The organism is Lysobacter soli, from assembly GCF_009755585.1.
GTDB lineage: Bacteria > Pseudomonadota > Gammaproteobacteria > Xanthomonadales > Xanthomonadaceae > Lysobacter_J > Lysobacter_J soli.
The window spans coordinates 630,553-657,205 of the sequence record NZ_CP046603.1; the positions used below are offsets into that span (position 1 = coordinate 630,553).

The window sequence follows — 26,653 nt, forward strand, 5'->3', positions numbered from 1 at the left end:
GGCGTTGTGGAGCAAGCTGGCTTCAAAGTTTCGGGCTCTCCACGGGGCCGAGATAGCTCTGCCGCGCTCCGTCCCGTGCGATCTCAACGCGCTGCAGCACCACGCCCGGATCGACGCGCCAGATGCGCAGTGTGCGATTGCCCGACTTCGCATCGTGGCGCGAGGTGCCGACGTACACACTGTCGCTCACCGCGTGTTCCCACGCCTTGAAATCCGCATGGCCGGGCGTCGGGTCGCTCTTCACGGTGACGATCTTCGGCGCCTCGCCGTCGATGGACACCGCATAGCGCAGGCCGCCGCGATGCTGGAAATCCAGCGTCGGCGACAGGACCACGCGGACGTCGAAGGCGCCGTCGCGCGACAGATGAACCGGGTATTCGAGCCACGACCCGCGTTCGTCGGTGGTGCCGGCCGGTGCCGTCACGGGGAACGAGGTGACGCCCGAAAGCGTGCGGCCCAAGTTCGGAATCGTGCGCCACTGCACGCCGTCACTGGCGACGGCGCGTGCATGGCGCTCGGCCTCGATGGCGATTCGACCGTCGCTTTCGACGAAGCCGCGGATCGTGCCGGCATTCGCGCGTTGCTCGATGGGGACATCGATCGACACGCGCGTGCCCTCATCGCCGCGCAGCGTTACGCGTGCAGTGCGTGCGTTCGCGGGAACCGCGTTCCAGTCGATCTCGACCCGCAGCGCAAGTTCGTCATCGACTTCGCCAGTGGCCGGCGACACGCGCAGCCACGGTTGTGAGGCGGAGGCTTCGAAGCGGAACGGCTTCGCGCCGCGGTTGAATACCGTGATCGCGCGCGAGCGGTGGGCGAGGGCATCCAAAGGCGGCAGCACGGCGGCGGATTTAGCGCCCGGCCATGCGCCCGCGTCGCCTTCGATCGCGACGCCCATCGACGCGGCCGCCTTCGGCGTCACGCGTTCGAGCGTCGGCATGATGTTGCGGTCGGGCTGCTGCCAGCCCGTGTAGCCGATGCGGGGCTGCGACATCATGTGGACCCACTTGCCGCCGGCAATGTCGTGCTCGTAGACACGCGCGAGTTCGGCATCGCGCGCGAACAGCGAGCGCGCGAGCTCGCCCTGCGCGTTCGCCGACGCGCGCCCCTGCTTCGTATACAGCCGGTTGCGGCCGGTCGCCACGTACATCGCGGTGAGGTTCGCGCTCGCCGCGATCGGATACTCCACCAGCTGGTAGTACGCGTCGCGATACTGCGGGCCGAGCGCGGCGCCGATCGCGCGCGCACGTTCGACCAGCGCGTTCCAGTCGGCGTTGATGCGGTCGGCCTCGTCGTCGTTCACCAGGCTGAACGTGTCCGGCGACAGCAGTTCCGGTTTACGACGCGCGTTGTACTGCGTGTAGCGCGTGAGCAGTTCGCCGATCTCCCGCGCGTGCTGCGGGCCGAACTGCTCGGCCGCCCAATGCGCGGGATAGCGCGCTAGCTCGTCGATTCCGAGTGCTTCCGGCTTCCACGCGTAGTCGAGGAAGAACGAGATCGGGAACTCCATCGGCTTCAGGTCGCCGACGTTGACGATCCACAGCTGTCGCGCGCCGTACTCGTACGCCAAGTGCATCTGCTCCCACGTGCGCTCGATCTGCGTCGTGTTGAGCCATTTGTAGTTGCGCGGCCCGCCGACGTAATCAAAGTGGTAATACACGCCATAGCCACCGCCGCGCGTTTCGCCGGGCTTCGGCAGGCGGCGGAGGTTGCCCCAGTTGTCGTCGGCGAACAGCAGCGTGACGTCGTCCGGAACCTTCATGCCCGCGTCGAAGTAGTCCTGCACTTCCTTGTAGAGCGCCCACACCTGCGGCGTTTCCTCGGGCGGTTTGCCGGTGAGGTCGGTCAGGATGTTGCGCTGGTCGGCGACGATGGCCTGCAGCAGGTCGATGGCGGTGTCCTGCGCCATGGGTTCATCGCCGTCGCCGCGCATGCCGAGCGTCACCACGCTTTCATGCGAACCCATGCGCGCGATGCCGTCGCGCCAGAAGGCGCGCAGGTTGTCGGCATTCTTCGTGTAGTCCCAAGCGCCCTGGCCGTGGCGTTTCCACTCCACGTGCGCGCGCATCATCGGCTCGTGGTGGCTGGTGCCGATGACGACGCCGTATTCGTCGGCGAGCTGCGGATTGCGCGGGTCGTCGTCGGCGAACGCGCGGCCCCACATCGCCGGCCACAGGTAATTGCCCTTCAGGCGCAGCACGAGTTCGAACACGCGTTCGTAGAACTGGTGGTTCGGCCCGCCGTAGGTGGCCTTCATCCAGCCGCCGAGTGCGGGATCCTCGTCGTTGAGGAAGATGCCGCGATAGCGCACCTGCGGTGCATCGACGAAGCGGCCCGGCGCGACGTAGCGCGTGCTGCGCGCCTGCACCGGCACATCGGCCCACCAGTTCCACGGCGACACGCCGAGCCGGCGCGAGACCTCGTACAGGCCGAAGATCGTGCCTCGCTTGTCGGCGCCGGCGACGATCAATGCGCGATCGATACCGGGCTCGGGACGCTCCACGACCTGCAGCAGGTAACCTTCCCAGGTGTTCGCGACGCCACGCGTATCGAGCTTGTGCTTCGCGACGATGCGATCGATGCGCGGGCTGTGCCCAAGCGTGCCGGCGATGATCGCGGTCTTCGTCGTTTCTGGATTCGTGTGCGCACCGGCGACTTTTGCAAGGTCGCCCTCGACGTCGCGCGCCGCACGCAGAACGCCGGGGAAATCCGCCTTGTCGACGATGACGCGCGCGACGCGGCCGTTGTCGACGAGCGCGAGCGCGCCGGTCACCGCGTCGTCGCAGATCGCGGCAGGCTGCGTGCAGTCGTCCGCCGCGCGCGCCACGACGGGCGCGAAGGACAGCACGAGCGCCGCGATGGCGGCCGACGCGGACGACCTCATTGCGCGGGCTTCGCCGCCGTGCCGCGCACGTACTCGCGCAGCCACTGCAACGCCGGACGTTCGCTGCCGTCCTTGCGCACGAGGTACGCTTTTTCCTTCTGGCGCCACAGGCCCGGGCGGAAACCCCACAGCGTCACGCCCTTGACCGCCGGATGCTCCCAGAACACCGGGAAAATGCGCTGGTAATCCTTCAGTTGCTGCTCGTCGGTCGGCCCGTCGATGTCCAGTTCGGTGACGTAGATCGGCAAGCCGCTTTCGGCGAGCAGGTCGAGGTTGGCCTTGTGCACCGACATCGGCACGTCGGGCGTCGTCGCGAACGCATGACCCTGCACGCCGATGCCGTCGAGCAGGTTGTCGCGCCGCAGGATGTCGATGATCTCGCGATAGCGCTTCGTCGCGTCGGGCTTGTTGGTGATGTTGTAGTCGTTGATGAGCAGCTTGGCATTCGGAAAGTGCTTGCGCGCAAGTCGATAGGACTCGACGATCCAGTCCCAGCCGGTCGCGCCGCTGCCGCCAAGCGCTTCGATGTAGTTGCCGCCGCCCTTGTCGTCCTTGTTCGGCGGATCGTTTAGCGGCTCGTTGACGACTTCGACGTAATCGAGGTCCGGATAACGCTCCGCCACGGCGGCGAACCACTCCTCGATTTCCTCACGCTGTTCGGCCACGGGGAGCTTTTCGATCCACTCCGGCTGCTGGTTGCCCCACACCATCACGTGCATCTGGAAGGGCAGGTGGTGGTCCTTTGCGACACGATAGGCCTCGTCGAGCCCGCGCCAGTCCATGCGGTCGCGGCGCTTCTCGACTTCGCCCCACTTGCCGGCGTTTTCCGGCGTGACCTTGTTCCAGTAGACCGTGAAGTCCTTCGCCTGCGGTTTGCCGTAGGCGCTGCCCAGGAACTTCGCGTTGCCGGCGGCGAGCGGCGTCGGCGCGGCCTGCTGCGCGAAGGCGGGCGACAGCGCGGTGGCGAGCAGTGCGAACAGGATCATGTGGCGGTGTTTCATTCGATTCCCCTGTGGAGATGGAGGCGACGCGTCACGCGGCCGGCGCGCGTTCGAACGCGGCCGGCTGCAGTTTCGGAACGAGCAGGTGCACGACTGCGAGCGCGACCAGGTACGCGCAGCCGGCGATGAGGAAGATGCGCGCGTAGCTGCCGGTGGATTCCAGCTGCGCGCCGGTGAAGACCGACATCAACATGCCGCCGACCGCGCCGGCGAAACCCCCGATGCCGACCACGGACGCGACCGCGTGGCGCGGGAACATGTCCGAAGGCAGGGTGAACACGTTCGCCGACCAGCCTTGGTGGCCGGCCATGGCGAGGCCGATCAGCGCCACGGCGATCCAAAGGTTGTCGACCTGCGTGACCAGCACGATCGGCGCTACGCACAGCGCGCAGGTGAGCATCGCGCCCTTGCGCGCGCGGTTCACGTCCCAGCCCATGCGCATGAAGCGCCCCGCGAGCCAGCCGCCGGCGATGCTGCCCACGTCGGCCATCAGGTACACCACGATCATCGGCAGGCCAATCGTGCTGAGCGAGAGTTTGTATTCCGACGCGAGGAACTTGCCGAGCCAGAACAGGAACAGCCACCACACCGGATCGGTAATGAACTTCGCCGCGACGAAAGCCCACGCCTGGCGGTGGCGCAGCAGCTGCAGCCACGGCACTTTCACCGTCGGTTCGGGTGGATCGCTGCGGATGTAGTCGAGTTCGGCCTTCGTCAGCTTCGGCTGGTCGTCGGGCGTGCGATACGTGAGAAGCCATCCGGCGAGCCACGTTGCGCTGAGCACGCCGGTGAACAGGAACGCCGCCTGCCAGCCCCACGTCGCGGCGATGATCGGGACCAGCAGCGGCGCGAGCACCGCGCCGACGTTGGAGCCCGCGTTGAACACGCCGACCGCGAGCGCGCGTTCGCGACGCGGGAACCATTCGGCGACGGTCTTGATCGCCGCGGGAAAGTTGCCGGCTTCGCCCAGGCCCAGCGCGAAACGCGCGGCCGCGAAACCGACGACGCTGCCGGCCAGCGAATGCGCCATCGCGGCGAGGCTCCACACGCTGATCGCAATCGCGTAGCCGATGCGCGTGCCGAAGCGGTCGATGATCGCGCCGGTGCACAGCAGGCCGATCGCGTACGCCGCCTGGAACGAGGTGACGATGTAGCCGTACTCGATTTCGTTCCAGCCGATCTCGGTCTGCAGGAACGGCGCGAGCACGCCGAGCACCTGGCGGTCGACGTAGTTGATCGTCGTGGCCGCCAGCAGCATCGCGCAGACGCGCCAGCGGTACTTGCCGACCTTGGCGGTTGGCGCGGTTACGCCTTGGGAGGCGGTGTCATTCATGGAAATGCGCCCGTTCTGCGTGCATGCGGGGAGGGACGTGGGGCATCGGCGCGAGGTCCTCCTGCACGCATGGCAGGTGTGGAATGACGGGGAAAGTGGTAGCGCTATCACCGCCGGGCAGGGGAATCGGTGCCCGGCAATACGCGCCACCCCCATATCCAACCTGCTTTCAGGGCGAAACGTCATGCTGCGTTGCGACAAATCCGCGTAGACACGTCCCGGAATTCCATGTCGCACCGCAGCGTGCGGCCGGATAAATGGTAGCGCTACCATCCGGACCACTTGTCCGACCCACTGGAAACCGGGGTCATTGCGTCAAACAGGTTTCTACACAAAACGAGTGCGGCGAATCCTCGAGATCGCCGCGTACCAGAAACGGGAGGGGAGTACGGTGCAGAAGTTCGCAAGAAACACGCTGTCGCGCGCGTTGGGCCTGGCGCTGTTGGGTATGGCCAGCTCGACGGCTTTCGCGCAGCAGCAGGCCGCCACGCCGGCGGCCGACACGCAATCCACGCAGGCGCAGGCCGAGCAAGCGCAGTCCACGCAGGACCAGGTGACCGAACTCGACCGCGTCGTCGCGAGCGGTTTCCGCCAGAGCCTTGAGTATTCGACGATGGCCAAGCGCGAGGCCAGCGGCTTCGTCGACGCCATCTACGCCGAGGACATCGGCAAGTTCCCGGACGTCAACATCGCCGAGTCGCTCGCGCGCATCCCGGGCATCCAGCTCAACCGCGACGTCAACGGCGAAGGCCTCAACGTCGCCATCCGCGGCCTGCCCAGCAGCTTCACCAAGACGACCATCAACGGCCAGTCGGTCGCGACGGCGTCCATCGGCCTGGACGCGCAGAACGCGAACCGCGAAGTCGACCTGAACCTGTTCCCGACCGAATTCTTCACGCAGCTGAAGGTGTACAAGTCGCCGACGGCGGCGCTCACCGAAGGCGGCGCGTCCGGCGTGGTCGACATGCGCAACGTGCGCCCGTTCGACAATCCCGAATCGCAGGTCACCTATTCGCTGCAGGCCGACTACAACGACGTCAGCGAGAAGACGAGCCCGCGCGGCACCGTGATCGGCAGCTGGCTCAACGACGACAAGACCTTCGGCGTGCTGGTGGGCGTGACCTCGCAGCGCGGCCACATCGGCGTGGACGGCTACGAGACCGTCGGCTGGACCAATCCGAACCTGACCAACGCGCAGTGCGGCAACGGCGCGGCGAACGGCGGCGGCTTCCCGGCGCTGGGCCAGCCCTGCAACGTCACCGGCGGCAACGGCTGGCGCATTCCGGACAGCATCGCCAGCCGTCCCGGCGAGACCATCGACGCGCAGTGGCTGCGCGACCACAACCCGGGCCTGACCACGCAGCAGATCGGCGAAGCGCTGATCCCGCGCCTCGGCCGTCCGGTGCACATGTCCGGCGATCGCGACCGCGATGCGTTCCTGGGCTCGGTGCAGTGGCGCCCGAACGAGAACCTCGAGGTGTACGCCGACGTGCTGTACACCGAGGCGCACCGCACCAACGACCGCATCGACATCAACCTGATCGGCCGCAACGGCGCGATGGTCCCGACGAACATGCAGCTGGACGCCAACAACGTCGTCACCAGCGCCACGTTCGAAAACGCGCAGTACTTCCTGGAAGCCCGCCCTTACGTCGAAGACGTCAAGTACTGGCAGTTCACGCCGGGCGCGACGTTCTGGTTCGACGAGGACATCAAGCTCGACGTGCAGGCCAGCGTCAGCCGCAGCTGGATGTACCGCGAGTCGCCGACCATCCTGTTCAACTCGCCGGTCACCACCGTGCAGTACACGAACAACGGCGATATCCCGACCGCGCAGAGCGGCCTGGACCTGAACGATCCGAACATCGGCTGGACCTGGACCGGCGGCCGCGTGTGGGCGCAGAACGAGAAGCGCGTGACCGAGACCGGCGGTCTCAACGCCAGCCTGCAGTTCGGCGACGACCGCAACAACGTCACCATGGGCATCGCCTACGACGAGAACTCGCGCACCATCGTCGGCTTCGGCGACACGGGCACGAACTGGCAGCCGTACGCGTTCGCGCAGGTGCCCAGCTCCGCGCTTCCGAACTACCTCAGCCCGGGCCCGGCCGGCTTCGTGACGGTCGACTTCGACCGCTTCATGGCCGACACGAACTACGCCTTCTACCGCGACTCGGCGGCCGAGGCGAACAACGCCAACACCAGCGCCCCTACGGGCGGTTTCGATGAAGCCAATACGGCGGCCTTCATCATGGTCAACGGCGAGTCGGAGATCTGGCACCGCAACCTGCGCTTCAACATGGGCGTGCGTTACGCGATGACTGACCAGGACATCAGCGGCCCGGTCACCATCGGCGGCGTGCGCCAGTGGCAGACGCTGAGCAGCGACTACAACGAATGGCTGCCGTCGTTCAGCGCGGCGTGGGACGTGGCCGAAGACGTGGTGCTGCGCACCTCGGCCTCGCGCACGATGACGCGTCCGAACCCGAGCTCGATGCTGCCGGCGACGACCTTCAGCGACATCTCCGCGCAGGTCGCCACGCAGGGCAACCCGGACCTGACCCCGTACACCTCGACCAACTTCGACATCGGCGGCGAGTGGTACACCGGCGGTGAAGGCTTCGTCGGCCTGACGCTGTTCAACAAGCGCATCAAGGGCTACACCTACCAGGGCGTGGTCACCCGTCCGTTCACTGACCTCGGCATTCCGTTCGAAAGCCTGGTCGATGCGCAGCAGCAGGCGATCAACTCGCGCGGCGGCCCGAACGTGGCGACGGTCAACGTGCAGCAGCAGGTCAACGCCGACGCCGAGCTGGAGATCAACGGCTGGGAAGCGATCTGGGTGCAGCCGCTGAGCATCGTGCTCGACGGCCTGGGCTTCATGGCCAACTACTCGAAGATCGATATCTCCACCATCGGCAAGGACGCGGCCGCGCTGTCGAGCAACGTCTACGGCCTGTCGCCGAGCCTGTGGAACGCGACCATCTACTGGGAGAACGACGTCGCCCAGGCGCGCCTGTCGTACAACTGGCAGGAAGGCTCCGCCGCCAGCGGTTCCAACCAGCAGGGCATTCCGTTTGCCCAGCTGTATGGCGAGGATCGCGGCCAGCTCGACCTGTCCAGCAGCTACACGCTGGTCAACGTCAAGTCCAAGCCGCAGATCTTTTTCAACGTGACCAACATCCTGGGCGAGGAGCGCCGTTCCTTCTTCGCCTTCGAGAACGCGGTCAACGACATGTACGATTTCGGCACCACGTACACGGTCGGCGTCCGCGGCACGTTCTGATGCGGTAAACCTCCCCCGCGCCCGCTGGGGGAGAGGGGAAAACGCGGCCCGTCCAGTGCAGCGCACCGGGCGGGCCGTGGTGTATATGAAGCGGCGGCACAGCGCACACGACAGGTGATCATGAACAGCACTTCCGAACCGTTGTCGGTCACCGAAAAGATCGGCTACAGCCTCGGCGACCTCGCCGCGAACCTCATCTTCCAGACGCTGGTGACGTTCCTGGCGTTCTTCTACACCGACGTGTACCGCATCCCCGCGGCCACGGCGGCCACCATCATCTTCATCGGCGGCATCCTCGGCGCGTTCGTGTTCACGCCGATCGTGGGCATCGCCGCCGACCGCACCAACACGCGCTGGGGCAAGTTCCGCCCGTGGATCCTGTGGACGGCGATTCCCTTCGGCGTGTTCTCGCTGCTGGCCTTCAGCACGCCCGATCTCGCGCCCGGCGCGAAGGTCGCCTACGCGATGGGCACCTACACGCTGCTGGTGATGATCTACGCCGCCAACAACCTGCCGTACTCGGCGCTGAGCGGCGTGCTCACCGGTTCCATGGCGCAGCGCAACAGCCTGTCGGCGTACCGCTTCGTCGCGGTGATGGTCGCGCAGTTCATCATCCAGGCGCTGCTGCTGCCGCTGGTGCTGATCCTCGGCGACGGCGACAAGGTGCGCGGCTTCCACAACACGATGATGCTGTTTGCCATCGTCGGCACGGTGTTCTTCCTGATCACCTTTTTCACCACGAAGGAGCGCATCGTTCCCGCACCGGAGCAGAAATCCAGCGTGAAGCAGGATTTGTCCGACCTCGCGCGCAACCGCCCGTGGGTGGTGATGCTGATGCTCACGATCCTGGTGTTCGTGACGCTCGCGCTGAAGGGCGGCATGTACGTGTACTACTTCAAGTACTACCTGAGCGAGCCGCACCTGGCGGGCTTCCTCGACGAAGTCGGCTTCAACGGCTTCATCGCGGGACTCAACTCGGTGCTCACCGGCATGGGCCTGACGGAGTTCCAGTGGCCGAAGGACGCGCCGACCTCCGCGCTGAGCCTGTTCAACGCCGGCGGCATCATCTTCATGATCCTCGGCATCGGCTTCTCGAAGAAGCTCGCCGACCGTTTCGGCAAGCGCGACGTGTTCGGCGGCGCGCTGCTGGTGTCCACGCTGTTCATGCTGGTGTTCCTGCTGTTCCCGCCGCAGGCCACGTGGGTGGTGTTCGGCGCGCAGATCCTGCACGGCTTCTTCTACGGCATCACCATTCCGCTGCTGTGGGCGATGATCGCCGACGTCGCGGACTACTCCGAATGGAAGAACCATCGCCGCGCGACCGCGATCATCTTCTCGGCGATGCTGTGCGGGCTGAAGATCGGTCTGAGCGTCGGCGGCGCATCCGTCGCCGGCATCCTCGCGTACTACGGTTACAACGCCGATGCCGCGATGCAGTCGCCGCAGACGGTCGACGGCATCCGCCTGGCGGTGAGCCTGTACGCATCGATTCCGTTCCTGTTGTGCGTGGTGCTGCTGTTCCTGTACGAGATCAACAAGCCGATGGAATCGCGCATCGAACAGGAACTCACCGCCCGCCGCCTGCAAGCCGCTTCGGCCTGATCCGGAGATTCCCCATGTCCGACCTCTCCCAGAACCAGGACCTCAGCGCCATCGCCGCCAAGGCGATCTCGCAGCCGCTGGTCACGCACATCTACACCGCCGATCCGTCCGCGCACGTGTTCGAAGGCAAGCTGTACGTCTACCCCTCGCACGACATCGACGCCGGCATTCCGTTCGACGATGAAGGCTCGCACTTCGGCATGGAGGACTATCACGTCCTGCGCATGGACTCGCCCGACGGCGAGGCCGTGGACTGCGGCGTCGCGCTGCACGTGCGCGACGTGAAGTGGGCGCAGCGCCAGATGTGGGCGCCGGACGCGGCGACGAAGGACGGGAAGTACTACCTGTATTTCCCGGCCAAGCGCGCCGATGGCGTGTTCCAGATCGGCGTCGCCGTCGGCGATCGTCCGGAAGGTCCGTTCGTTCCGCAGCCCGAGGCCATCGACGGGACTTATTCGATCGATCCGGCGGTGTTCACCGACGAAGACGGCGAAAGCTACATGTACTTCGGCGGCCTCTGGGGCGGCCAGCTGCAGAAATACCGCGACAACGTGCGCGACGAGGCGCACGTCGAACCGGGCGACGACGAACCCGCGCTCGGTCCGAAGGTCGCGCGCCTGCGCGACGACATGCTGGAATTCGCCGAGGCGCCGCGCGAGGTCGTGATCCTCGACGAGAACGGCGAACCGCTGAAGGCCGGCGACCACGAGCGCCGTTTCTTCGAGGCCTCGTGGCTGCACCGGTTCGGCGGGAAGTACTACTTCTCGTATTCGACCGGCAACACGCACCTGCTGTGCTACGCGGTCGGCGACAGCCCGTACGGACCGTTCACCTACCAGGGGCCGATCCTGACGCCGGTCGTGGGCTGGACCACGCATCACTCCATCGTCGAGTTCGATGGACAGTGGTTTTTGTTCTATCACGACAGCATCCTGTCGGGCGGCGTGACGCACCTGCGTTCGATCAAGGTCGCGCCGCTGCAGCACGACGCGAACGGCCGCATCGTCACCATCAACCCGTATGGCGGGTGACGCCGCGACGGCGCGGCTCGAACCGGGCCCGCTGCTGACGCTCTCGCAGGGCGCGATGTCCGTCGACGTCGCGCCCCAAGCCGGCGGGCGCATCGCGCAGATCCGCGTCGACGGCGTCGAACAGCTCGCGGGTTTCAGCGACGACAACGACGCGACGATCGGCTGGGGTTCGTATCCCATGGTGCCGTGGGCGGGGCGCGTGCGTCGCGGCGAATTCGCGTTCGAAGGCGCCTCGCACCGGTTGCCGGCGAACCTCGGCGTGCACGCGATCCACGGCGTGGGCTTCGCGCTGCCGTGGCAGGTCGATTCGCAATCGACGCACCACGTCGGGTTGTCGCTGGCGCTGCCGGAGGACGAGCGCTGGCCGTTTGGCGGCATCGCGCGGCAACGCATCGAGCTCGAAACTCGCGGCCTGCGCATGACGCTGTCGGCGACCGCCGGCGAACGCGCGATGCCGGCGGAGCTCGGCTGGCATCCGTGGTTCCTCAAGCCCGACCGCATCGAGTTCGCCCCGACCGCGTGGTATCCGCGCGACGAAGACGGCATGGCGACGCGTCCGCTTGCGCCGCCGCCGCCCGGCCCGTGGGACGACTGCTTCATGAACGACGCGCCGGTCGTCCTGCATCGCGGCGCACAGCGCGTCACGCTGACCTCCGACTGCGCGCACTGGGTCGTGTTCGACATGCCCGAGCGCACGACGTGCGTGGAGCCGCAGAGCGGCCCGCCGGATGCCTTCAACCTCGAACCGCGCGCACTGGCGCCGGGGCAGACGCTGGAGCGCTGGTTCCGTTTGTCCTTCGAGTGACCTGAAGCCCCTCTCCCGCACGCGGGAGAGGGGTTGGGGTGAGGGCAGGCGCCCTCACGGCCAAAGCGCCCTCACCGCCACGAGCAGGGCGCAGGGATCACCCCTCAAACTTTGCTGCACTGCGCCGTTAACCCAATCGTGTCCTGGGGCGGCTCATGTTCATCATCATCGGTTTCATCGTCGTAATCGGCAGCGTGCTGGGCGGTTTCGTGCTGTCGCACGGACAACTTGGCGCGTTGTGGCAGCCCTATGAGTTGCTCATCATCGGCGGCGCCGCGGCCGGCGCGTTCCTCGTCGCCAATCCGCTGAAGGTCGTGAAGGCGTGCCTGGGCGGCATTCCGCGCCTGCTCAAGGGCTCGCATTACAAGAAGTCGGATTACGTCGACATCCTCGCCATGCTCTACGACGTGCTGATGAAGGCGCGTCGCGAAGGCATGATGGCGATCGAGCGCGACGTGGACGAACCGCAGACGAGCGAGCTGTTCCAGAAGTACCCGAAGCTGCTCGCCGACAAGCCGCTGATGGAGTTCACCACCGACTGCCTGCGCCTGATGGTCAGCGGCAATTTCGAGGCGCACGAACTCGAACAGGTGCTCGACATCGAGCTGGAAACGCATTCGAAGGAAGCGGGCGAGCCCGCGCACGCGTTGCAGGTGCTGGCCGACTCGCTGCCGGGTTTCGGCATCGTGGCGGCGGTGCTGGGCATCGTGATCACGATGGCCTCCATCGGCGGCGAAGCGTCCGAGATCGGTCACCACGTCGCGGCCGCGCTGGTCGGCACCTTCCTCGGCATCCTGCTGGGTTACGGCTTCGTCGGCCCGCTCGCGGCGGCGATGCACCACCACGCGCAGGAAGAGGCCAAGGCGTTCGAGGTCATCAAGATGGCGCTGGTGTCCAGCGTGCGCGGCTACGCGCCGAGCGTGGCGGTGGAATTCGCGCGCAAGCTGCTGTTCTCCGACATGCGCCCGGCCTTCGCCGACCTGGACGCGCACCTGCGCGGCAAGCGCTGACATGGCGGCCAATCGCGAACGGCCGGTCATCATCCTCCGGCCGATCAAGCGCGTGGCCGGCGGGCATCACGGCGGCGCGTGGAAGGTCGCCTACGCGGACTTCGTGACCGCGATGATGGCGTTCTTCCTGGTGATGTGGATCGTCGGCATCACCGACAAGCAGCAGCGCGCCGCGATTTCGGAATACTTCAAGAACCCCAGCGCCGTGGTCGGCAAGTCGCTCAAGCCCGCGCCGGGCGCGAACGGTCCCGGCGGCGCCGCGGACCGCCTGATTCCCACCACCAGCGCGGTCGCCGTCGCGGGCGGACATGGCGCGGAGTTCGGCGCACGCGAGCCGATGAAGCTCTCGCCGCAGCAGGCCCGGGACATCGCGCGCGAGGAAGAAAAACGCCGGCTCGACGCGCTCAAGCGGACGCTGGAAGAGGCGGTCGAACGCAGCCAGGCATTGGCGCCGTTCAAGGACCAGCTGCTGATCGACCTCACGCCGGAAGGCCTGCGCATCCAGATCGTCGACAAGCAGAACCGGCCGATGTTCGACAACGCGAGCGCGCGCCTGAAGGACTACGCGCACGCCCTGCTGGGCGAGATGGGCGGCCTGCTCAACGATGCCCACCACCGCATCGCGCTCAGCGGCCACACCGACGAGGTGCCGTACCACTCGGCCGGCGGTTACGGGAACTGGGAACTGTCGGCCGAACGCGCCAACGCCGCGCGCCGCGCGCTCGTCGAAGGCGGGCTGGAAGAAGACCGCATCTCGCGCGTGGTCGGACTGGCGGCGTCGGTGCCGTTCGACAAGCGCGATCCGCGCTCGCCGTTGAACCGTCGCATCAGCATCGTCGTGCAGAACCCGGAAGCCGACGTCATGACGCCGGCCGACAGCCTGCCCGGCAGCGGCGCGCCGGCGCCGGGCGCGCTGCCGGAAGTGGGGCCGAACCGCGTCGCAGGCGCGCCGGACGACCCGGACCACGGGCACGGCTGACGCCCCGGTTTGCACTGGACGGTGCCTCGCCTTGCCGGTACGGTCGGCAGACTTTCGACCGGGGAACAGGGAATGCTCAGGTACTTCGCAAGGCAGGCCGTCTTCACGCTGGCGCTGGCGATTTCTGCCGCCGTGCCGGCCGCGGCAAACGAAATCCATCCGAACATGGATGCTACGGCGATCCTCGACCAGCAGCGGCAGCTCCGCGTCGAGGTGGAACAGCGCAGCGGCCGGTACAAGGACATGCCCGCCACCGAGCGCGCCACGCTGCTGCGCGAGCAGGACAAGGTCTTCACCTTGCTGCGAGACCGCAGCGCGATCACGGAGCTGCCCGAGGCCGATCGCATCGTCGTGTTCAACTCGCTCGAATCGATCTCCGCCATCGTCAACCGCGCGCCGGAAGAGAAGCTCGTGTGCGAGCGCACGCGCAAGATCGGAAGCAACCGCACCGAGACCGTCTGCATGACCGCCGCCGAACGCCGCGCGCGTCGCGAAGCCGACGCCAAGGCGCTGGGCGATCGCAACGCCGCCTGCCTGAAAGGCGGCGCGGATTGCCTCTAGCGCGTTCGTCGACGACCGGCGCGCATCACGGGCGTGGGGGCGGGCAGGGACTATGATCGGGCGGCGCGCGCCACGCGCGCTGCAGGCATCCGCGTAGTCCGTCCGAACCCCCACCCGGAGAGCGACCATGAGCGAACACGTCTACAAGCACCTCGAACTGACCGGCTCGTCGAAGACGAGCACCGACGATGCGATCCGCCGCGCGATCGAGCGCGCGTCGGAGACGGTGCGCAACATCAAGTGGTTCTGCGTGCAGGACGTCCGCGGCCACGTCGAGGACGGCAAGGTCGCCCACTGGCAGGTGACGATCAAGGTGGGGTTCACGCTGGAGGAGTGAGGGGCGCGCTTGGGCTTCTGTTGCCCTGATGGGCCGCGGCCGTCATCCCGGCGAAGGCCGGGATCCAGGCCCGCAGCGCAGGGGCACTCCGTCGCCGGTGAACCAACTCGTCGTCGTTGCAGCGAAAGCGCGAACCAGGTTGATCTTCGCGAAAGAAGCACCCGCGCAGCGCTGCGGTCGCGGGATGGTTCACCGCTGTCGCTTCGTTACCCCTCACCCCAACCCCTCTCCCGGTGGGAGAGGGGCTACATCGTCATCCGGGCGAACGCCGGGACCCAGGACCGCAGCGCATGGGCACCGCGGCGCCGCTTCTCTCACCCCCAACCCTCTCCCGGCGGGAGAGGGGCTGAAGCACGCACTCAGTGCGCGCTGACCGCCGCTTCGGCATAACGCGGCGTCGCCGCCAGCGCCGGTGCACTGTCACGCACGGTCTTCGAACCGGACAGGTCGGCGACCTTGTAGCCGGCGGTCTGCATCGTGTGCAGCAGCGGGTTGTCGAAGGGACGGTCGATCGTCTTGCGCAGGTTGTACAGGTGGCTGCGCAGCGTGTCGGAGTCGGGCGATTCGCCCTTCCAGATTTCGCGCTCGATTTCCTGGCGCGACACCACGCGCGGCGATTCGCGCATGAGGATGCTCAGCAGTTGGAAGCCCGTCGGCGACAGGTGCAGTTCCATGCCGTCGCGGTGGACGGTCATCGCTTCCGGATCCAGCACCAGGTCGGCCACGCGCAGGACGCCGCCGCCCATCGCCTTGCGGCCGCGGCGGATGAGCACGGCGATGCGCGCCTCCAGTTCCTGGATCGCGAAGGGCTTGGTCAGGTAATCGTCGGCGCCGGCTTCAAGGCCGGTGACCTTGTCGTCGAGCGTGTCGCGCGCGGTGAGCATCAGCACCGGCGTCGAACGGCGCTGCTCGGCGCGGATGCGACGGCACACGTCCAGGCCGTCCAGGCGCGGCAGCGTGCGGTCGAGGATGATCGCGTCGTAGGTGTTTTCCGCGGTGAGTCGCAGTGCGTCGGCGCCGTCGCGCGCGAAGTCGACTTCATAGCCGCGCGCTTCGAGGAATTCACCGACCATCTCTGCAATCGCCATGTGATCCTCGACGATGAGGATGAGTCCGCCGGCCGCCTTCATGGTGTCTCCTTAAGGAATGTGGGAACGCTGTGCGTGAAGGCTGCGAATCTGGTCGTGAAATTGATGTGAGCGGTAACGCGATCGCGACGCGGCGGGCAGCCAGACGCGACGGCGCGCACGGTTCACCGCTCGCTGATCGCCCCGTCGATACAGTCCCGCGCATGCATCGCAGCCGCCTGGGACAGATCATCATCGACTGCAACGGCGACCTGGAGCGCGCCGCGGCGTTCTGGGCAGCGGCGCTCGGTCATCGCGCTTCCACGCTGTCGGATCCGCAGGACGCGCATTACCGGCAGCTGGACGTCGAGACCGACCAGCCGCGCATCCTGCTGCAGCGCGTCGAGCATCCCAGCCGCGTTCATCTGGACATCGAAACCGACGACGTCGAGGCCGAAGTCCGTCGCCTGGAAGCGCTCGGCGCGCGCCGCATCGCGCAGGTGCGCACCTGGTGGGTCATGGAGGCGCCGACCGGCCACCGCTTCTGCGTCCTGCCGCCGCAGCGGCCGGATTTTGCCGAGCGTGGCGGCATGCGGGGCCATTGAGCAGCGATGCCGCAGGCAAGCGATCTCATCCAGTTGCGACCCGAAGGGCTGTACTGCCCCGCCGGCGATTTCCACATCGATCCCTGGCTGCCGGTGCCGCGCGCGGTGATCACGCACGGCCATGGCGACCACGCGCGCGAGGGCATGGGCGAGTACCACTGCACGCCGGGCACGGCGCCGATCCTGCGCTGGCGGCTCGGCGATCAGCGGATCGTCGAGCACGCGCACGGCGAGCCGTTCGACATGAACGGGGCGCGCGTGTCGCTGCATCCGGCGGGCCACGTGCTGGGCTCGGCGCAGGTGCGCGTGGAGGTCGATGGCGAGGTCTGGGTCGCGTCGGGCGACTACAAGCGCCAGCACGATCCGACCTGCGCGCCGTTCGAAGTCGTGCAGTGCGACGCATTCATCACCGAGGCGACCTTCGCGCTGCCGGTCTACCGATGGCCGGACACGCGCGACGTCGTCGCGGAGATCGTGCAATGGCGCCGCACCTGCGAGGCGCGCGGCGAAGCGGCAGTGCTGTTCTGCTACGCGCTGGGCAAGGCGCAGCGCGTGCTGGCCGAACTGGCCGCGTTCGACGAGCCGCCGCCGTTGCTGCACGGCGCGATCGCCGCGGGCGTGGAGGTGTATCGCGCGGCAGGCATCACGATGGCAGCGACGGAACTGGTCTCCGAACAGGGAGCGCGTGCCGACCACGCGGGGCGCCTCGTGCTTGCGCCGCCGTCTGCGGCCGGAAGTCCGTGGCTGCGACGCTTTCGCCGTGCGCAGCAGGGGTTCGCCTCGGGCTGGATGCGCATTCGCGGCAATCGTCGTCGTCGCAACTACGATCGCGGCTTCGTGATTTCCGATCACGCCGACTGGCCCGACCTGCTGCGCACGATCGAACAGACCGGCGCGCGTCGCGTATTCGCCACGCACGGCACGACGGACGCGCTGGTGCGCACGCTGTGCGAGCAGGGCGTCGATGCGAAGACGCTGCGGACCAGCTTCGGCGACGACGCATGAAGCGCTTCGCCGATCTCTATCGCGAACTGGACCAGAGCACGGCGACGAGCGACAAGCGCGCGGCGTTGATCGCCTACTTCCGCGACGCGCCGCCGGCCGATGCGGCATGGGCTCTGTGGCTGCTGTCGGGCGGCAAGCTGTCGCGCATCGCCAACACGCGCGAGCTGCACGAGTGGATCGTCGCCGAAAGCGGCCTCCCATCGTGGCTGGTTGAGGAAAGCCACGGGCACGTGGGCGACCTGGCCGAAACGCTGGCGCTGCTGCTCGACGATCCGGACGAAGCGGCGCCAGAGCGCACGCTGTCGCAGTGGATCGAACTGCACCTGCTGCCCGTCGCGAACCAGGCGCCGGAACTGCGCCACGCCGCGGTCGTCGAAGGCTGGCGCACGCTGCCGACCGACCAGCGCCTGCTGTTCAACAAACTGCTCACCGGCGCGCTGCGCGTGGGCGTCTCGCAGCGGCTGGTGCAGCAGGCGCTCGCCGAACTGTCGGGGCTCGACATCGCGCTGATCGCCCAGCGCATGCTCGGCGCGTGGACGCCGACACCGCAGTTCCTCGAGGACCTGCTGTCGGCGGGCGTGCTGGAAAGCGACCGCCGCCAGCCGTATCCGTTTTTTCTCGCCTCGCCGCTGGAAGTCGAACCCGACGCGCTCGGGCCCGTCGACGACTGGTTGCTGGAGTGGAAGTGGGACGGCATCCGCCTGCAGCTGATCCGTCGCGAAGGCGAGATCGCGCTTTGGTCGCGCGGCGAGGAGCGGCTGGACGGGCGCTTCCCCGAGATCGAAGCGGCCGCGACGCGCCTGCCCGACGACGCGGTGATCGACGGCGAACTGCTGGGCTGGCGCGAAGGCGACCGCCCGCTGCCGTTCACCGCGTTGCAGACGCGTATCCAGCGCCGGAAGCCCGGTGCGAAGACGCTGAGCGACACGCCCGCGCGCGTGCTCGCCTACGACCTCCTCGAACTGCACGGCGAAGACCTGCGCGAACGCCCGCTGCACGAGCGGCGCGCGCTGCTCGATGAGCTGCTGTCGCGCTTCGACAGTCGCGTGATCGTCACCTCGCCGCGCGTGGACGCACGCGACTGGAGCGAGGCCGCAATACTTCGCGAAAGCGCACGCGAACGCGGCGTCGAAGGGCTGATGCTCAAGCGGAAGGATTCGCCGTATCGCACCGGGCGCCGGCGTGGCGACTGGTGGAAGTGGAAGATCGATCCGCTCACTATCGATGCGGTGCTGCTGTACGCGCAGCCGGGATCGGGCCGCCGCAGCACGTTGTTCACCGACTACACCTTCGGCCTGTGGGACGGCGATGCGCTGGTGCCGGTGGCGAAGGCATATTCGGGCCTGAGCGACGAGGAGATCCTCACGCTGGACCGCTGGATCCGCGCGAACACGATCGAGCGCTTCGGTCCGGTGCGTGCGGTCACGCCGCAGCACGTGTTCGAGCTCGGATTCGAAGCGGTGAACGTGAGCACGCGGCACAAGTCGGGCATCGCCGTGCGTTTCCCGCGCATCCTGCGCTGGCGCCACGACAAGCCGGCGCCGGAAGCGGACCGGCTCGAAACCTTGCGTGCGCTGGCACGCTGAAAGCGCGTCATCCGCAGCGAAAATGCGGGGCTTTCCGAGCCTTGAATCCCATTCAAGAAAGCGTTCCGAAATGCTCGCTTTTTCGGTCGTAGGCGCAGGCGCAGCATGGTCGCACCCCGAAAGACATGGAGTCGCGACATGAACCTCTTCACCGGTTTGCTGTTCAACCAGGGCCATATCCATGACCCCGAGCTGGCGCTGTCGCTGGCCGGCGTCGAAACCGACACGACGCAGGACGAAGCGCGCAAGCGTGAACGCGATGCAAGGCTCGAGCGTCGCCGTCGCCGCGCGAGCTTCCACAACCACGCCGTCTCGTCGGTGTGCGGCACCACGGCGCTATCGCCGTTCCGTTGAGCTCGCGGTCGAAGCCGGGCGCTGAAGCGCGCGTGAAGCGCGTTTCACCGCTCACGTAAAAACGACGTTGTCACGGTGAATCTGCAGGTCCGACCAACGAGGGCCTGCCATGCCGCGTTTCGCGCACCTGATGGTGTCGTCCATCGCCGTTCTCGTCGCGCTGGCGATGCCGGCGCGTGCGCAGGAACAGGTGAACGTGCCCGTGGAGCAGCTCGACCTGCAGCGCTATGCCGGCCAATGGCACGAGATCGCGCACCTTCCGATGTTCTGGCAGCGCGATTGCGTCGGCGACATCACCGCGACCTACACGCCCAACCCCGACGGCACCGTCGGGGTGCGCAATGCGTGCCGCGTCAAGGACGGCACGACCGATGTGTCCGAGGGCGTGGCGCGCCCCGTCGACGGCAAGCCCGGCGCGCTGGAAGTGCGCTTCGCGCCGGAATGGCTGGCGTGGCTGCCGATGACCTGGGCCGACTACTGGGTGGTCGATCTCGACCCGGAATACCAGTGGGCCATCGTCGGCGGGCCCGAGCGCGAGAACCTGTGGATCCTCTCCCGTCAGCCAGAGATGAACCGCGCGCTGTTCGAGCGGCTTAAGGCGTCGGCCGCGATGAAGGGCTACAACCTGCGCGAGCTGAAGGTGATGGCGCCGCTGCGCTGAGCGGCCCGCCGATCGCATCGCCGCGCCGCCGGCGACGCGATCGGCCTAGAATGCGCGGCCAGAACGCGATCGCGAGCCCTCATGTCACGCAATTCCAAGGCCAAGCGCGACGCGCGCAAGAAGAAGGAACCGAGCCGGCCGATCCGCCGCCTCGGGGATGCGCTGCAGCCCCATGCGCAGCTCCTGGATTCTGACGACACCGCGATCGGCGGCGTGGGCTGGCGCGATGGCGAATGGCTGCTGGTACTCGGCAGCCAGGTCGCCGCGCGCAGCGACAGCGCCGCGATGGCGCTGGCGATGCTGCGCCATGTGGTCGCCGTGCAGGAACGCAATGGCCGCGAGCTGCGCCTGGAGGCCTCCGCGCCGCTGCTCAATGCCGCCGGCCGGGAAGCCGCCGCGCTCGGCCGGACGCTGGAGGAACACCTGGCCGCGCTGGAGCAGGAACGCGTCGAGCGCGAGCCGCTCGCGCCTGTCGTGACGCCGTCCCTGCCGCACTGACGCCCAAGCGGCCGGGCTGGCCGCCATCCCGCATGCGCCGCGTTGGTCCGGTCACCGAAGCCGGAGGATCGACGCCATGCGCCACTCATGCCTCGCCATCGCGCTCGCGTGCGTCGCCGCGCAATTGGTATTCGCGCAGGACCTGCGCCCGGAGTCGCTGAAACTCTACGGCGGTACGTACTCGCCCGACTGCGGCAACGCCGCGGCGCCGCGCGTGCGCATCGCGGCCGACGGGCTGGAAATCGCCAGCGGTGCGCGCACGCTGCGCACGCGCGCGACGATGGACTCGTACACCAGCTTCGGCGCCGCGCCGACCTCGCCGGTGCCGGAGGGCTATCGCGTCGAGTTCCTCGGCGACGACTTCTCGCTGTACGTCTTCGAGGACGCCAAGGGCCTGCATGTACCGCTGCGCGATTACGTGCCCACAGCCGAGCCCATCGTCGGCGCGAAGAGCATGGGGCTGCGGTACGGGCGCTGCGACGCGCGCTGACGGCGCGACGTTCACGCGTTCTTAGCATTGGCGAGGCGATGTGCGCGCCGGGGATGAACTGCGCGCGCGCATGCGCCATCCTTGTCGCCATCGCGGCGAAGGCCGCCTCGCATCGGAGTCGCGGATGGAACTGGGCATGATCGGATTGGGCCGCATGGGCGCGAACATGGCGCAGCGGCTCGTGCAACGCGGGCATCGCGTGGTCGGCTTCGATCCCGGCGCGCAGGCGCGCGAGCGCGCGGCGCAGGGCGGCATCGAGCCGGTGGAATCGCTCGCCGACATGATCGAACGCCTGCCTGCACCGCGCGTGGTGTGGATGATGGTGCCGGCGGGCGATCCGGTGGATCGCACCATCGCCGACCTGCTGCCGCAGCTGGCCCGTGGCGACACGATCATCGACGGCGGAAATTCGTTCTACAAGGACACGGTGCGTCGCGGAACGATGCTCGCCGAACACGGCATCGCCTACGTCGACAGCGGCACCAGCGGCGGCGTGTGGGGGCTGAGCGAGGGCTACAGCCTGATGGTCGGCGGCGATGAAGCGGTCGTCGATCGCCTGCGTCCGATCTTCGAGGCGCTTGCGCCTGCAGCCGATCGCGGCTGGGGCCGCGTCGGCCCGACGGGCGCGGGCCACTTCACAAAGATGGTCCACAACGGCATCGAGTACGGAATGATGCAGGCCTACGCCGAAGGCTTCGCGATCATGCAGAAGCGCACGGATTTCGCGCTGGACCTGGGGCAGATCGCACAGATATGGCGACACGGCAGCGTCGTGCGTTCGTGGCTGCTGGACCTGAGCGCGAACGCGCTGGAAGAGAACCCGACCATGGCGGGCATCGCGCCGTACGTATCCGATTCGGGCGAAGGCCGCTGGACGGTGGCCGAGGCGATCGAACTGGATGTGTCGGCGCCGGTGATCACGCTCTCGCTGCTCGAACGCCTGCGTTCGCGCGAGGACGATTCCTTCGCCGACAAGCTGCTCGCCGCGATGCGCGCGCAGTTCGGTGGGCACGCGATCCGAAAGGAGTGAGCTTGCCCGGCCTCCTGCGCATGAAACCGCATCGCATCGCGCCTGTCCTCGTCGCGCTGGCATTGGCCGCATGCGCGGCGGCGCCGCCGAAGCCGCAACCGCTGCCGACGCCGCAGCCTCTGCAACCGCTCAAGCCGCTGCATAATCCGCTCGCGCAGTGGCGACCTTCGCCGAACCACGATCCACGCAACGCGGTGATGATCGTGCTGCACCAGACGGAGATGGAAAGCGCGGAGGCGGCGCTGCTTACGCTGCAGACGCGGAACCTGGGTGGTCGCGTCAGCGCGCATTACCTGATCGGCGACAATGGCGTGCTGTACCAGCTGGTCGACGAAACGGAACGCGCCTGGCACGCGGGCGCATCGCGCTGGGGAGGCGTGAGCGATCTGAACTCCGCGTCCATCGGCATCGAGATCGACAACGACGGCGTGGAGCCCTTCACCGAGGCGCAGATCGCCACGCTGCTGCGGTTGCTCGGCGACATCACCTGGCGGCTCGATATCCCGAAGCACCTGGTGATCGGCCACGGCGACATCGCGCCGGTGCGCAAGCGCGACCCCAGCGCATTGTTCCCGTGGAAGCGCCTGGCCGACGCCGGGTATGGCCTGTGGCCGCGCGCGCCGCTGGCGCCGCCGCCGCCGGGTTTCGATGCATGGGCGGCGATGCGGCTGGTCGGATACGACCTGCGCGATCCGGAAGCGGCGGTGCGCGCGTTCCATCGCCACTATCGCGGCAACGAGGCATCGCAGTGGCTGCCGGGCGATGCGGAGATCCTGTTCGATCTGCAGAAGCAGCTGATGGACATGCCGGAGCCCGCGGTCGTTCCCATAACGACGCCGTCACCTTGACGGGGAAGGCGCTTCACCGCCGCCGGAACGCATAGACCACCGCGCCGATCACCAGCGCGATAGCCGCGGCGATGAGGTTCGCCGCCTGCGCGCTCGCCAGCAGCGCGAGGCTGAGCACGATCGCCGCGACCGGTATCAACGGCCCGCCGGGCAGTCGCAGTGCGCCTTCACGATCGCCGTGTTTGTGCCGCAGCACCAGCACCGAGCCCGCAGTCCCGAGGTAGGTGCACAGTCGCGACACGACGGACAACAGCGCGAGCTGCACGAACGATCCCGACAGCGCCAGCCCGAGCGACACCGCGCCGATCAGCACGATCGAAACGGCCGGCGTGCGGAAGCGCGGATGGATAGCGCCGAGCCAGCGCGGCCCGTAGCCGTCCTGCGACAACGCCAGCAGGTAACGCGGCGCCATCAGCACCGTGTTGCTGCTGGTGCCCAGAATCGAGATGCTCGCGCCGACCGTCATCACCAGCGCGAGCCCTTCGCCGGAGAAGCGCGATGCGGCTTCCGCAAGCGGCGTCGACGAATGCGCGAGATCCGGCAGCGTGCCCAGCGCGACCCACTGCACGCTGACGTACACGAACGTCACCGTGGCGATCATCGTCAGCAACGCGAAGGGCACGTCGCGGCGCGGATTGCGGTATTCGCCGGCGGCGGCGGGCAGGTTCTCGAAGCCGGCGTAGGCGAACAGCAGCAACAGCGCGGCTTCGGCGAGTGGGCGCGCGGTGAGCGGCGCGGTGGACGGTGCGGCGAGCGAGGTGTCGACGAAGAAGACGCCGATCGCGACGAACAACGCGAGCGGCACGAGCTTTCCGACGGCGAGCAGGACGCCCGCGTTCGCGGCCGCGCGCACGCCGACGACGTTGATCGCCACCAGCAACGCGATCGAGCCGCTCACGATCGATACGCGCGCCCAGCCGGCGTCGGCGGCGGGCCAGAAGTGCGTGACGGCCTCGGCCAGGCCGTTGGCGAGCGCGGCGGCGGTGGCGACGCGCGTGAGCAGCAGCATCCAGCCGACTTCGAAGCCGATGAAGGGACCGAACGCTTCGCGCGCGTAGAGATAACCGCCGCCGGGCGCATCGAAATAACTCGCCGCCTGCGCGTAGCACAGCACCAGCAGGCTTACCGCGAGTCCTGCGAGCAGCACCGCCCACAGGCTCGCCGGCCCGAGCAGCGCCGCGGCTGCGGCCGGCAGCAGGTAGATGCCGCTGCCGACGACGTCGTTGATCGACAGGCCGACGATCTGCCATCGGCTCACGGCGCGCAGCGTTCCGGGCGTGGTGCGTGGATCCGTGGGCGTGCTGTCCAACGCGGTGTTTCCCCGTGGTCGGCTGGCGCCCAGAGTGCCCGTCGCATCGGCGCACCGCCAGCTGCAGCGCGTCACGAACGCGAAAGGCCGCCGGTTCGCACCGGCGGCCTTCGCGGTCCGTGCTGTCAGCGCGTTCGACTCAGAAGTCGTAACGCAGCTGGATCTGCGCCAGGTCCAGGTCGGTGTCCTCGACCTCGAAGCGGCTGTATTCGCCGCGCAGCGCGACGTTGTCGGTGAAGCGGTACTGCACGCCCACGCCGTAGGTCGGCTCGGTGCCGTTGTCGTCCGTGTTGCCGACAATGGACGGGATCGCGCGGTCCAGGTCCCAGCGCTGCACGCCGGCCTTGCCGTAGATCGAGAAGTGGTCGGTGACCGGAACGGTGCCGACGGCGGTCAGGTAGACCGAGCTGGCTTCCAGCGGCGTGCCGGTGCCGCGCGGCTCGAGCTTGCCGAAGTCGGCGTAGCCGCCTTCAAGCCCGAAATAGCGGTTGAACTGGTAGCCGCCGAAGACCGAATACGCGGTGTCCTCGTCATCGTATGCGCCTTCGTCCACATAGGACTGGCCGACACCCGCGCCGGCGTAGAAGCCCTTGTCGGCGGCCTGCGCGCCGAAGGCGGCGGCGCTGGCGATGACGGCGACCAGGGCGGTGGAGAGCACTTTGTTCTTCTTCATTGCGAATCGACTCCTGCATGCGCGCCGCCATCGGGGGGAGGGAGCGGCGCTTCAACGCGACGGGTCCTGGCGGAATGCCTGGGCGGCCATCGCTGCACGAAGGAGATGGGCGTTGCGTGCGCAGAACAAAGAGCGGGATCCGGGGAAACACTGTCCCGCCCTTGGAACCCGGTCTTCACCTTCTTTGCCGAATCCGGTGGTTCGTGCACGGCCGGGGCTGCGCGCCGGATGTGCTCCTAAGATCGGTCCAGATGCCGCATGCGCCGGGTGCATGAAGCGCCGCCGTCGGCAGGATCACCATCAAACGCAACGGGGAAGGGAATCATGAAGACATGCATGCTCGCATTCGTACTGTCGACAGCGTTGTTCGCCGGACCGGCCTTCGCTGACGAACAGGCCGTAACGACCACTCCCGCGAAGGCCGACGAAGCCGTTGCCGGCAAGCCCGCGGCGGAGGAGCGCCTCGTCTGCGAACGCATCCGCAGCACCGGTAGCAACAAGGTCGAACGCGTGTGCAAGACCGCCAAGCAGCGCGCAGACGAAAGGAACAGCGAGAAGAGCCAGGCCGAGCGTGACGCGGCCGAACGCATGATGCGCACGCGCACCCAGTGACGTATCGGGCTGATTCGTGACGCATGTCGCGCGAGGCCCCGCCGCAAGCAGAAACCGCAATGAATGGCGTTAAGCGCATGTCGACGCCGCTGCCGCGATGACGGCGTGGTTCATCGACACGGGCGCACATTCGCGTTGCGGGTGCCCCGTCTTGCGGGGCGCGTCGCGAGGCCCCGCAGAGGGCCGGGTACTTCGGGCGTGTGGCGCGGAAGGCGGCTTCGGCCGCCTTTCGCTTTCCTGCATGCCTGCCATGGACAATTCGCCCCGCGGTTCCAACCGGCGGCTGTACAGCCCCGCATGCGACAATGGCACACGATGAACAGTCCCTTGGATCTTGCGCACCTGCGCCGCAGCTGTTCCCAGTGCTCGCTCCAGCAGCTCTGCCTGCCGGCGGGCATCAGCGGGCCTGAACTCGATCGCCTGGACGACATCGTCCGTCGACGCCGCACCATCTCGCGCGGCGAGCGCCTGTTCCGCATCGGCGACTCGCTCGCTTCGGTCTACGTCGCCCGCGACGGCGCGTTCAAGACGGTCACGCTGAGCGAGGACGGCGACGAGCAGGTGCTCGGATTCCATCTCCCGGGTGAACTCATCGGACTCGACGCGCTCGGCGGCGGTTCGCATCGCTGCGAAGCAGTGGCGCTGGGCGATGCGAACGTGTGCGAAGTGCCGTTCGACCAGCTCACCGAAGTCGCGGCGCAACTGCCGGGATTGCAGCAGCAGTTGCTGCGCGTCATCGGCCACAGCCTCAATCGCGACCACGACCACATGGGCATGCTCGTGCGGCGCCAGGCGAACGAACGCATCGCGTTGTTCCTGCATGGCCTGGGCGAACGTTTCCGCCAGATCGGCCAGTCGGCGACGCAGTTCAGGCTGCCGATGAGCCGCGAGGACGTCGCGCGTTACCTGGGCCTCGCGCTGGAAACGGTGAGCCGCGGCTTCACGCGGTTGCAGGAGGACGGCGTGATCGACGTGCATGGGCGTCGCGTGGACATCGTCGACCTGGAGGAACTCACGCGACTCGCGCACGGCGCCGAGGACGACGCCCCGCGCCCGCGTCGGACGCGCAGCGCGCCGTAATCGGGT

25 protein-coding genes are annotated in these 26,653 nt (G+C 67.7%); 19 read left to right on the top strand and 6 right to left on the bottom strand.

All coding sequences use genetic code 11. The annotated features are described in order from the left end of the window. Window positions 1-22 precede the first annotated feature (22 nt). The 3 genes from GOY17_RS02785 to GOY17_RS02795 are packed head-to-tail and all read right to left on the bottom strand — an operon-like array spanning window position 23 to window position 5,218. Window positions 23-2,884, bottom strand: coding sequence for a glycosyl hydrolase 115 family protein (locus GOY17_RS02785; protein WP_157029241.1), 2,862 nt, complete (start codon window positions 2,882-2,884; stop codon window positions 23-25). Continuing rightward, a complete protein-coding gene (locus tag GOY17_RS02790) occupies window positions 2,881-3,885 on the bottom strand; it encodes an endo-1,4-beta-xylanase (protein WP_157029242.1) in 1,005 nt (334 codons plus the stop codon). Before GOY17_RS02790 ends, GOY17_RS02785 begins: the two co-directional genes overlap by 4 nt. Before the next feature lie 31 nt (window positions 3,886-3,916). Next, window positions 3,917-5,218, bottom strand: coding sequence for an MFS transporter (locus tag GOY17_RS02795; protein WP_157029243.1), 1,302 nt, complete (start codon window positions 5,216-5,218; stop codon window positions 3,917-3,919). Between the two features lie 448 nt (window positions 5,219-5,666). Between GOY17_RS02795 and GOY17_RS02800 the strand changes: the two genes are divergently transcribed. The 8 genes from GOY17_RS02800 (at window position 5,667) to GOY17_RS02835 (ending at window position 14,829) form a co-directional block, all read left to right on the top strand. Continuing rightward, window positions 5,667-8,504 carry a TonB-dependent receptor gene (locus GOY17_RS02800; RefSeq protein ID WP_157031581.1) on the top strand — a complete coding sequence of 946 codons (2,838 nt, stop codon included), beginning with the start codon at window positions 5,667-5,669 and terminating at the stop codon, window positions 8,502-8,504. Window positions 8,505-8,624: 120 nt separating this feature from the next. Beyond that, entirely contained in the window at window positions 8,625-10,106 is a 1,482-nt protein-coding gene (locus tag GOY17_RS02805; protein ID WP_157029244.1) for an MFS transporter, read from the top strand. A 14-nt stretch (window positions 10,107-10,120) separates the two neighbouring features. Further along, window positions 10,121-11,137: a glycoside hydrolase family 43 protein gene (locus GOY17_RS02810; RefSeq protein WP_157029245.1), complete on the top strand. Its 1,017-nt coding sequence runs from the start codon at window positions 10,121-10,123 to the stop codon at window positions 11,135-11,137. Further along, complete coding sequence (locus GOY17_RS02815) at window positions 11,127-11,942, top strand: aldose 1-epimerase (RefSeq protein ID WP_157029246.1); 816 nt, start codon at window positions 11,127-11,129, stop codon at window positions 11,940-11,942. The genes GOY17_RS02810 and GOY17_RS02815 overlap by 11 nt, the downstream gene beginning before the upstream one ends. A gap of 155 nt (window positions 11,943-12,097) precedes the next feature. Continuing rightward, window positions 12,098-12,952, top strand: a complete 855-nt coding sequence (gene motA, locus GOY17_RS02820) for a flagellar motor stator protein MotA (protein WP_157029247.1) — start codon at window positions 12,098-12,100, stop codon at window positions 12,950-12,952. Between the two features lies 1 nt (window position 12,953). Next, entirely contained in the window at window positions 12,954-13,931 is a 978-nt protein-coding gene (gene motB / locus GOY17_RS02825) for a flagellar motor protein MotB (RefSeq protein ID WP_157029248.1), read from the top strand. Window positions 13,932-13,952: 21 nt separating this feature from the next. Beyond that, window positions 13,953-14,492, top strand: coding sequence for a hypothetical protein (locus tag GOY17_RS02830; RefSeq protein WP_157029249.1), 540 nt, complete (start codon window positions 13,953-13,955; stop codon window positions 14,490-14,492). A gap of 127 nt (window positions 14,493-14,619) precedes the next feature. Further along, the gene (locus GOY17_RS02835; RefSeq protein WP_115841233.1) at window positions 14,620-14,829 is read left to right on the top strand and encodes a dodecin; all 210 of its coding nucleotides are present in this window, start codon (window positions 14,620-14,622) and stop codon (window positions 14,827-14,829) included. A gap of 359 nt (window positions 14,830-15,188) precedes the next feature. On the opposite strand, the gene GOY17_RS02840 is transcribed toward GOY17_RS02835, so the two are convergent. Continuing rightward, the gene (locus GOY17_RS02840) at window positions 15,189-15,959 is read right to left on the bottom strand and encodes a response regulator transcription factor (protein WP_115841234.1); all 771 of its coding nucleotides are present in this window, start codon (window positions 15,957-15,959) and stop codon (window positions 15,189-15,191) included. Between the two features lie 161 nt (window positions 15,960-16,120). Here GOY17_RS02840 and GOY17_RS02845 point away from each other — a divergent pair, with 161 nt between their 5' ends. The 9 genes from GOY17_RS02845 (at window position 16,121) to GOY17_RS02885 (ending at window position 22,973) form a co-directional block, all read left to right on the top strand. After that, the gene (locus GOY17_RS02845; RefSeq protein ID WP_157029250.1) at window positions 16,121-16,501 is read left to right on the top strand and encodes a VOC family protein; all 381 of its coding nucleotides are present in this window, start codon (window positions 16,121-16,123) and stop codon (window positions 16,499-16,501) included. Window positions 16,502-16,507: 6 nt separating this feature from the next. Continuing rightward, on the top strand, window positions 16,508-17,506 hold the full coding sequence (locus GOY17_RS02850; protein WP_157029251.1) for a ligase-associated DNA damage response exonuclease: 999 nt from the start codon (window positions 16,508-16,510) through the stop codon (window positions 17,504-17,506). Then, window positions 17,503-19,092, top strand: a complete 1,590-nt coding sequence (locus tag GOY17_RS02855) for an ATP-dependent DNA ligase (RefSeq protein ID WP_157029252.1) — start codon at window positions 17,503-17,505, stop codon at window positions 19,090-19,092. Before GOY17_RS02850 ends, GOY17_RS02855 begins: the two co-directional genes overlap by 4 nt. A gap of 138 nt (window positions 19,093-19,230) precedes the next feature. Further along, window positions 19,231-19,446, top strand: a complete 216-nt coding sequence (locus GOY17_RS02860) for a hypothetical protein (protein ID WP_157029253.1) — start codon at window positions 19,231-19,233, stop codon at window positions 19,444-19,446. A gap of 109 nt (window positions 19,447-19,555) precedes the next feature. Then, window positions 19,556-20,107, top strand: a complete 552-nt coding sequence (locus tag GOY17_RS02865) for a lipocalin family protein (protein ID WP_157029254.1) — start codon at window positions 19,556-19,558, stop codon at window positions 20,105-20,107. An 81-nt stretch (window positions 20,108-20,188) separates the two neighbouring features. After that, window positions 20,189-20,605 (top strand): hypothetical protein, encoded by a 417-nt coding sequence (locus tag GOY17_RS02870; RefSeq protein ID WP_115841240.1) that lies wholly within the window; start codon window positions 20,189-20,191, stop codon window positions 20,603-20,605. A 76-nt stretch (window positions 20,606-20,681) separates the two neighbouring features. Beyond that, entirely contained in the window at window positions 20,682-21,095 is a 414-nt protein-coding gene (locus GOY17_RS02875; protein WP_157029255.1) for a hypothetical protein, read from the top strand. Between the two features lie 70 nt (window positions 21,096-21,165). Continuing rightward, window positions 21,166-22,125: a phosphogluconate dehydrogenase (NAD(+)-dependent, decarboxylating) gene (gene gnd / locus GOY17_RS02880; RefSeq protein WP_425482282.1), complete on the top strand. Its 960-nt coding sequence runs from the start codon at window positions 21,166-21,168 to the stop codon at window positions 22,123-22,125. Window positions 22,126-22,145: 20 nt separating this feature from the next. Further along, window positions 22,146-22,973 carry an N-acetylmuramoyl-L-alanine amidase gene (locus GOY17_RS02885; protein ID WP_157029257.1) on the top strand — a complete coding sequence of 276 codons (828 nt, stop codon included), beginning with the start codon at window positions 22,146-22,148 and terminating at the stop codon, window positions 22,971-22,973. Window positions 22,974-22,986: 13 nt separating this feature from the next. Here GOY17_RS02885 and GOY17_RS02890 read toward each other — a convergent pair whose 3' ends face one another. Both GOY17_RS02890 and GOY17_RS02895 read right to left on the bottom strand, forming a co-directional pair. Next, the gene (locus GOY17_RS02890) at window positions 22,987-24,282 is read right to left on the bottom strand and encodes an APC family permease (protein WP_157029258.1); all 1,296 of its coding nucleotides are present in this window, start codon (window positions 24,280-24,282) and stop codon (window positions 22,987-22,989) included. Window positions 24,283-24,421: 139 nt separating this feature from the next. Beyond that, window positions 24,422-24,955, bottom strand: a complete 534-nt coding sequence (locus tag GOY17_RS02895; protein ID WP_157029259.1) for an outer membrane beta-barrel protein — start codon at window positions 24,953-24,955, stop codon at window positions 24,422-24,424. A gap of 336 nt (window positions 24,956-25,291) precedes the next feature. Here GOY17_RS02895 and GOY17_RS02900 point away from each other — a divergent pair, with 336 nt between their 5' ends. Together GOY17_RS02900 and fnr are read left to right on the top strand one after the other, a co-directional pair. Further along, entirely contained in the window at window positions 25,292-25,567 is a 276-nt protein-coding gene (locus GOY17_RS02900; protein WP_157029260.1) for a hypothetical protein, read from the top strand. A gap of 315 nt (window positions 25,568-25,882) precedes the next feature. After that, window positions 25,883-26,647 carry a fumarate/nitrate reduction transcriptional regulator Fnr gene (gene fnr, locus GOY17_RS02905; RefSeq protein ID WP_198173796.1) on the top strand — a complete coding sequence of 255 codons (765 nt, stop codon included), beginning with the start codon at window positions 25,883-25,885 and terminating at the stop codon, window positions 26,645-26,647. Window positions 26,648-26,653: the final 6 nt, after the last annotated feature.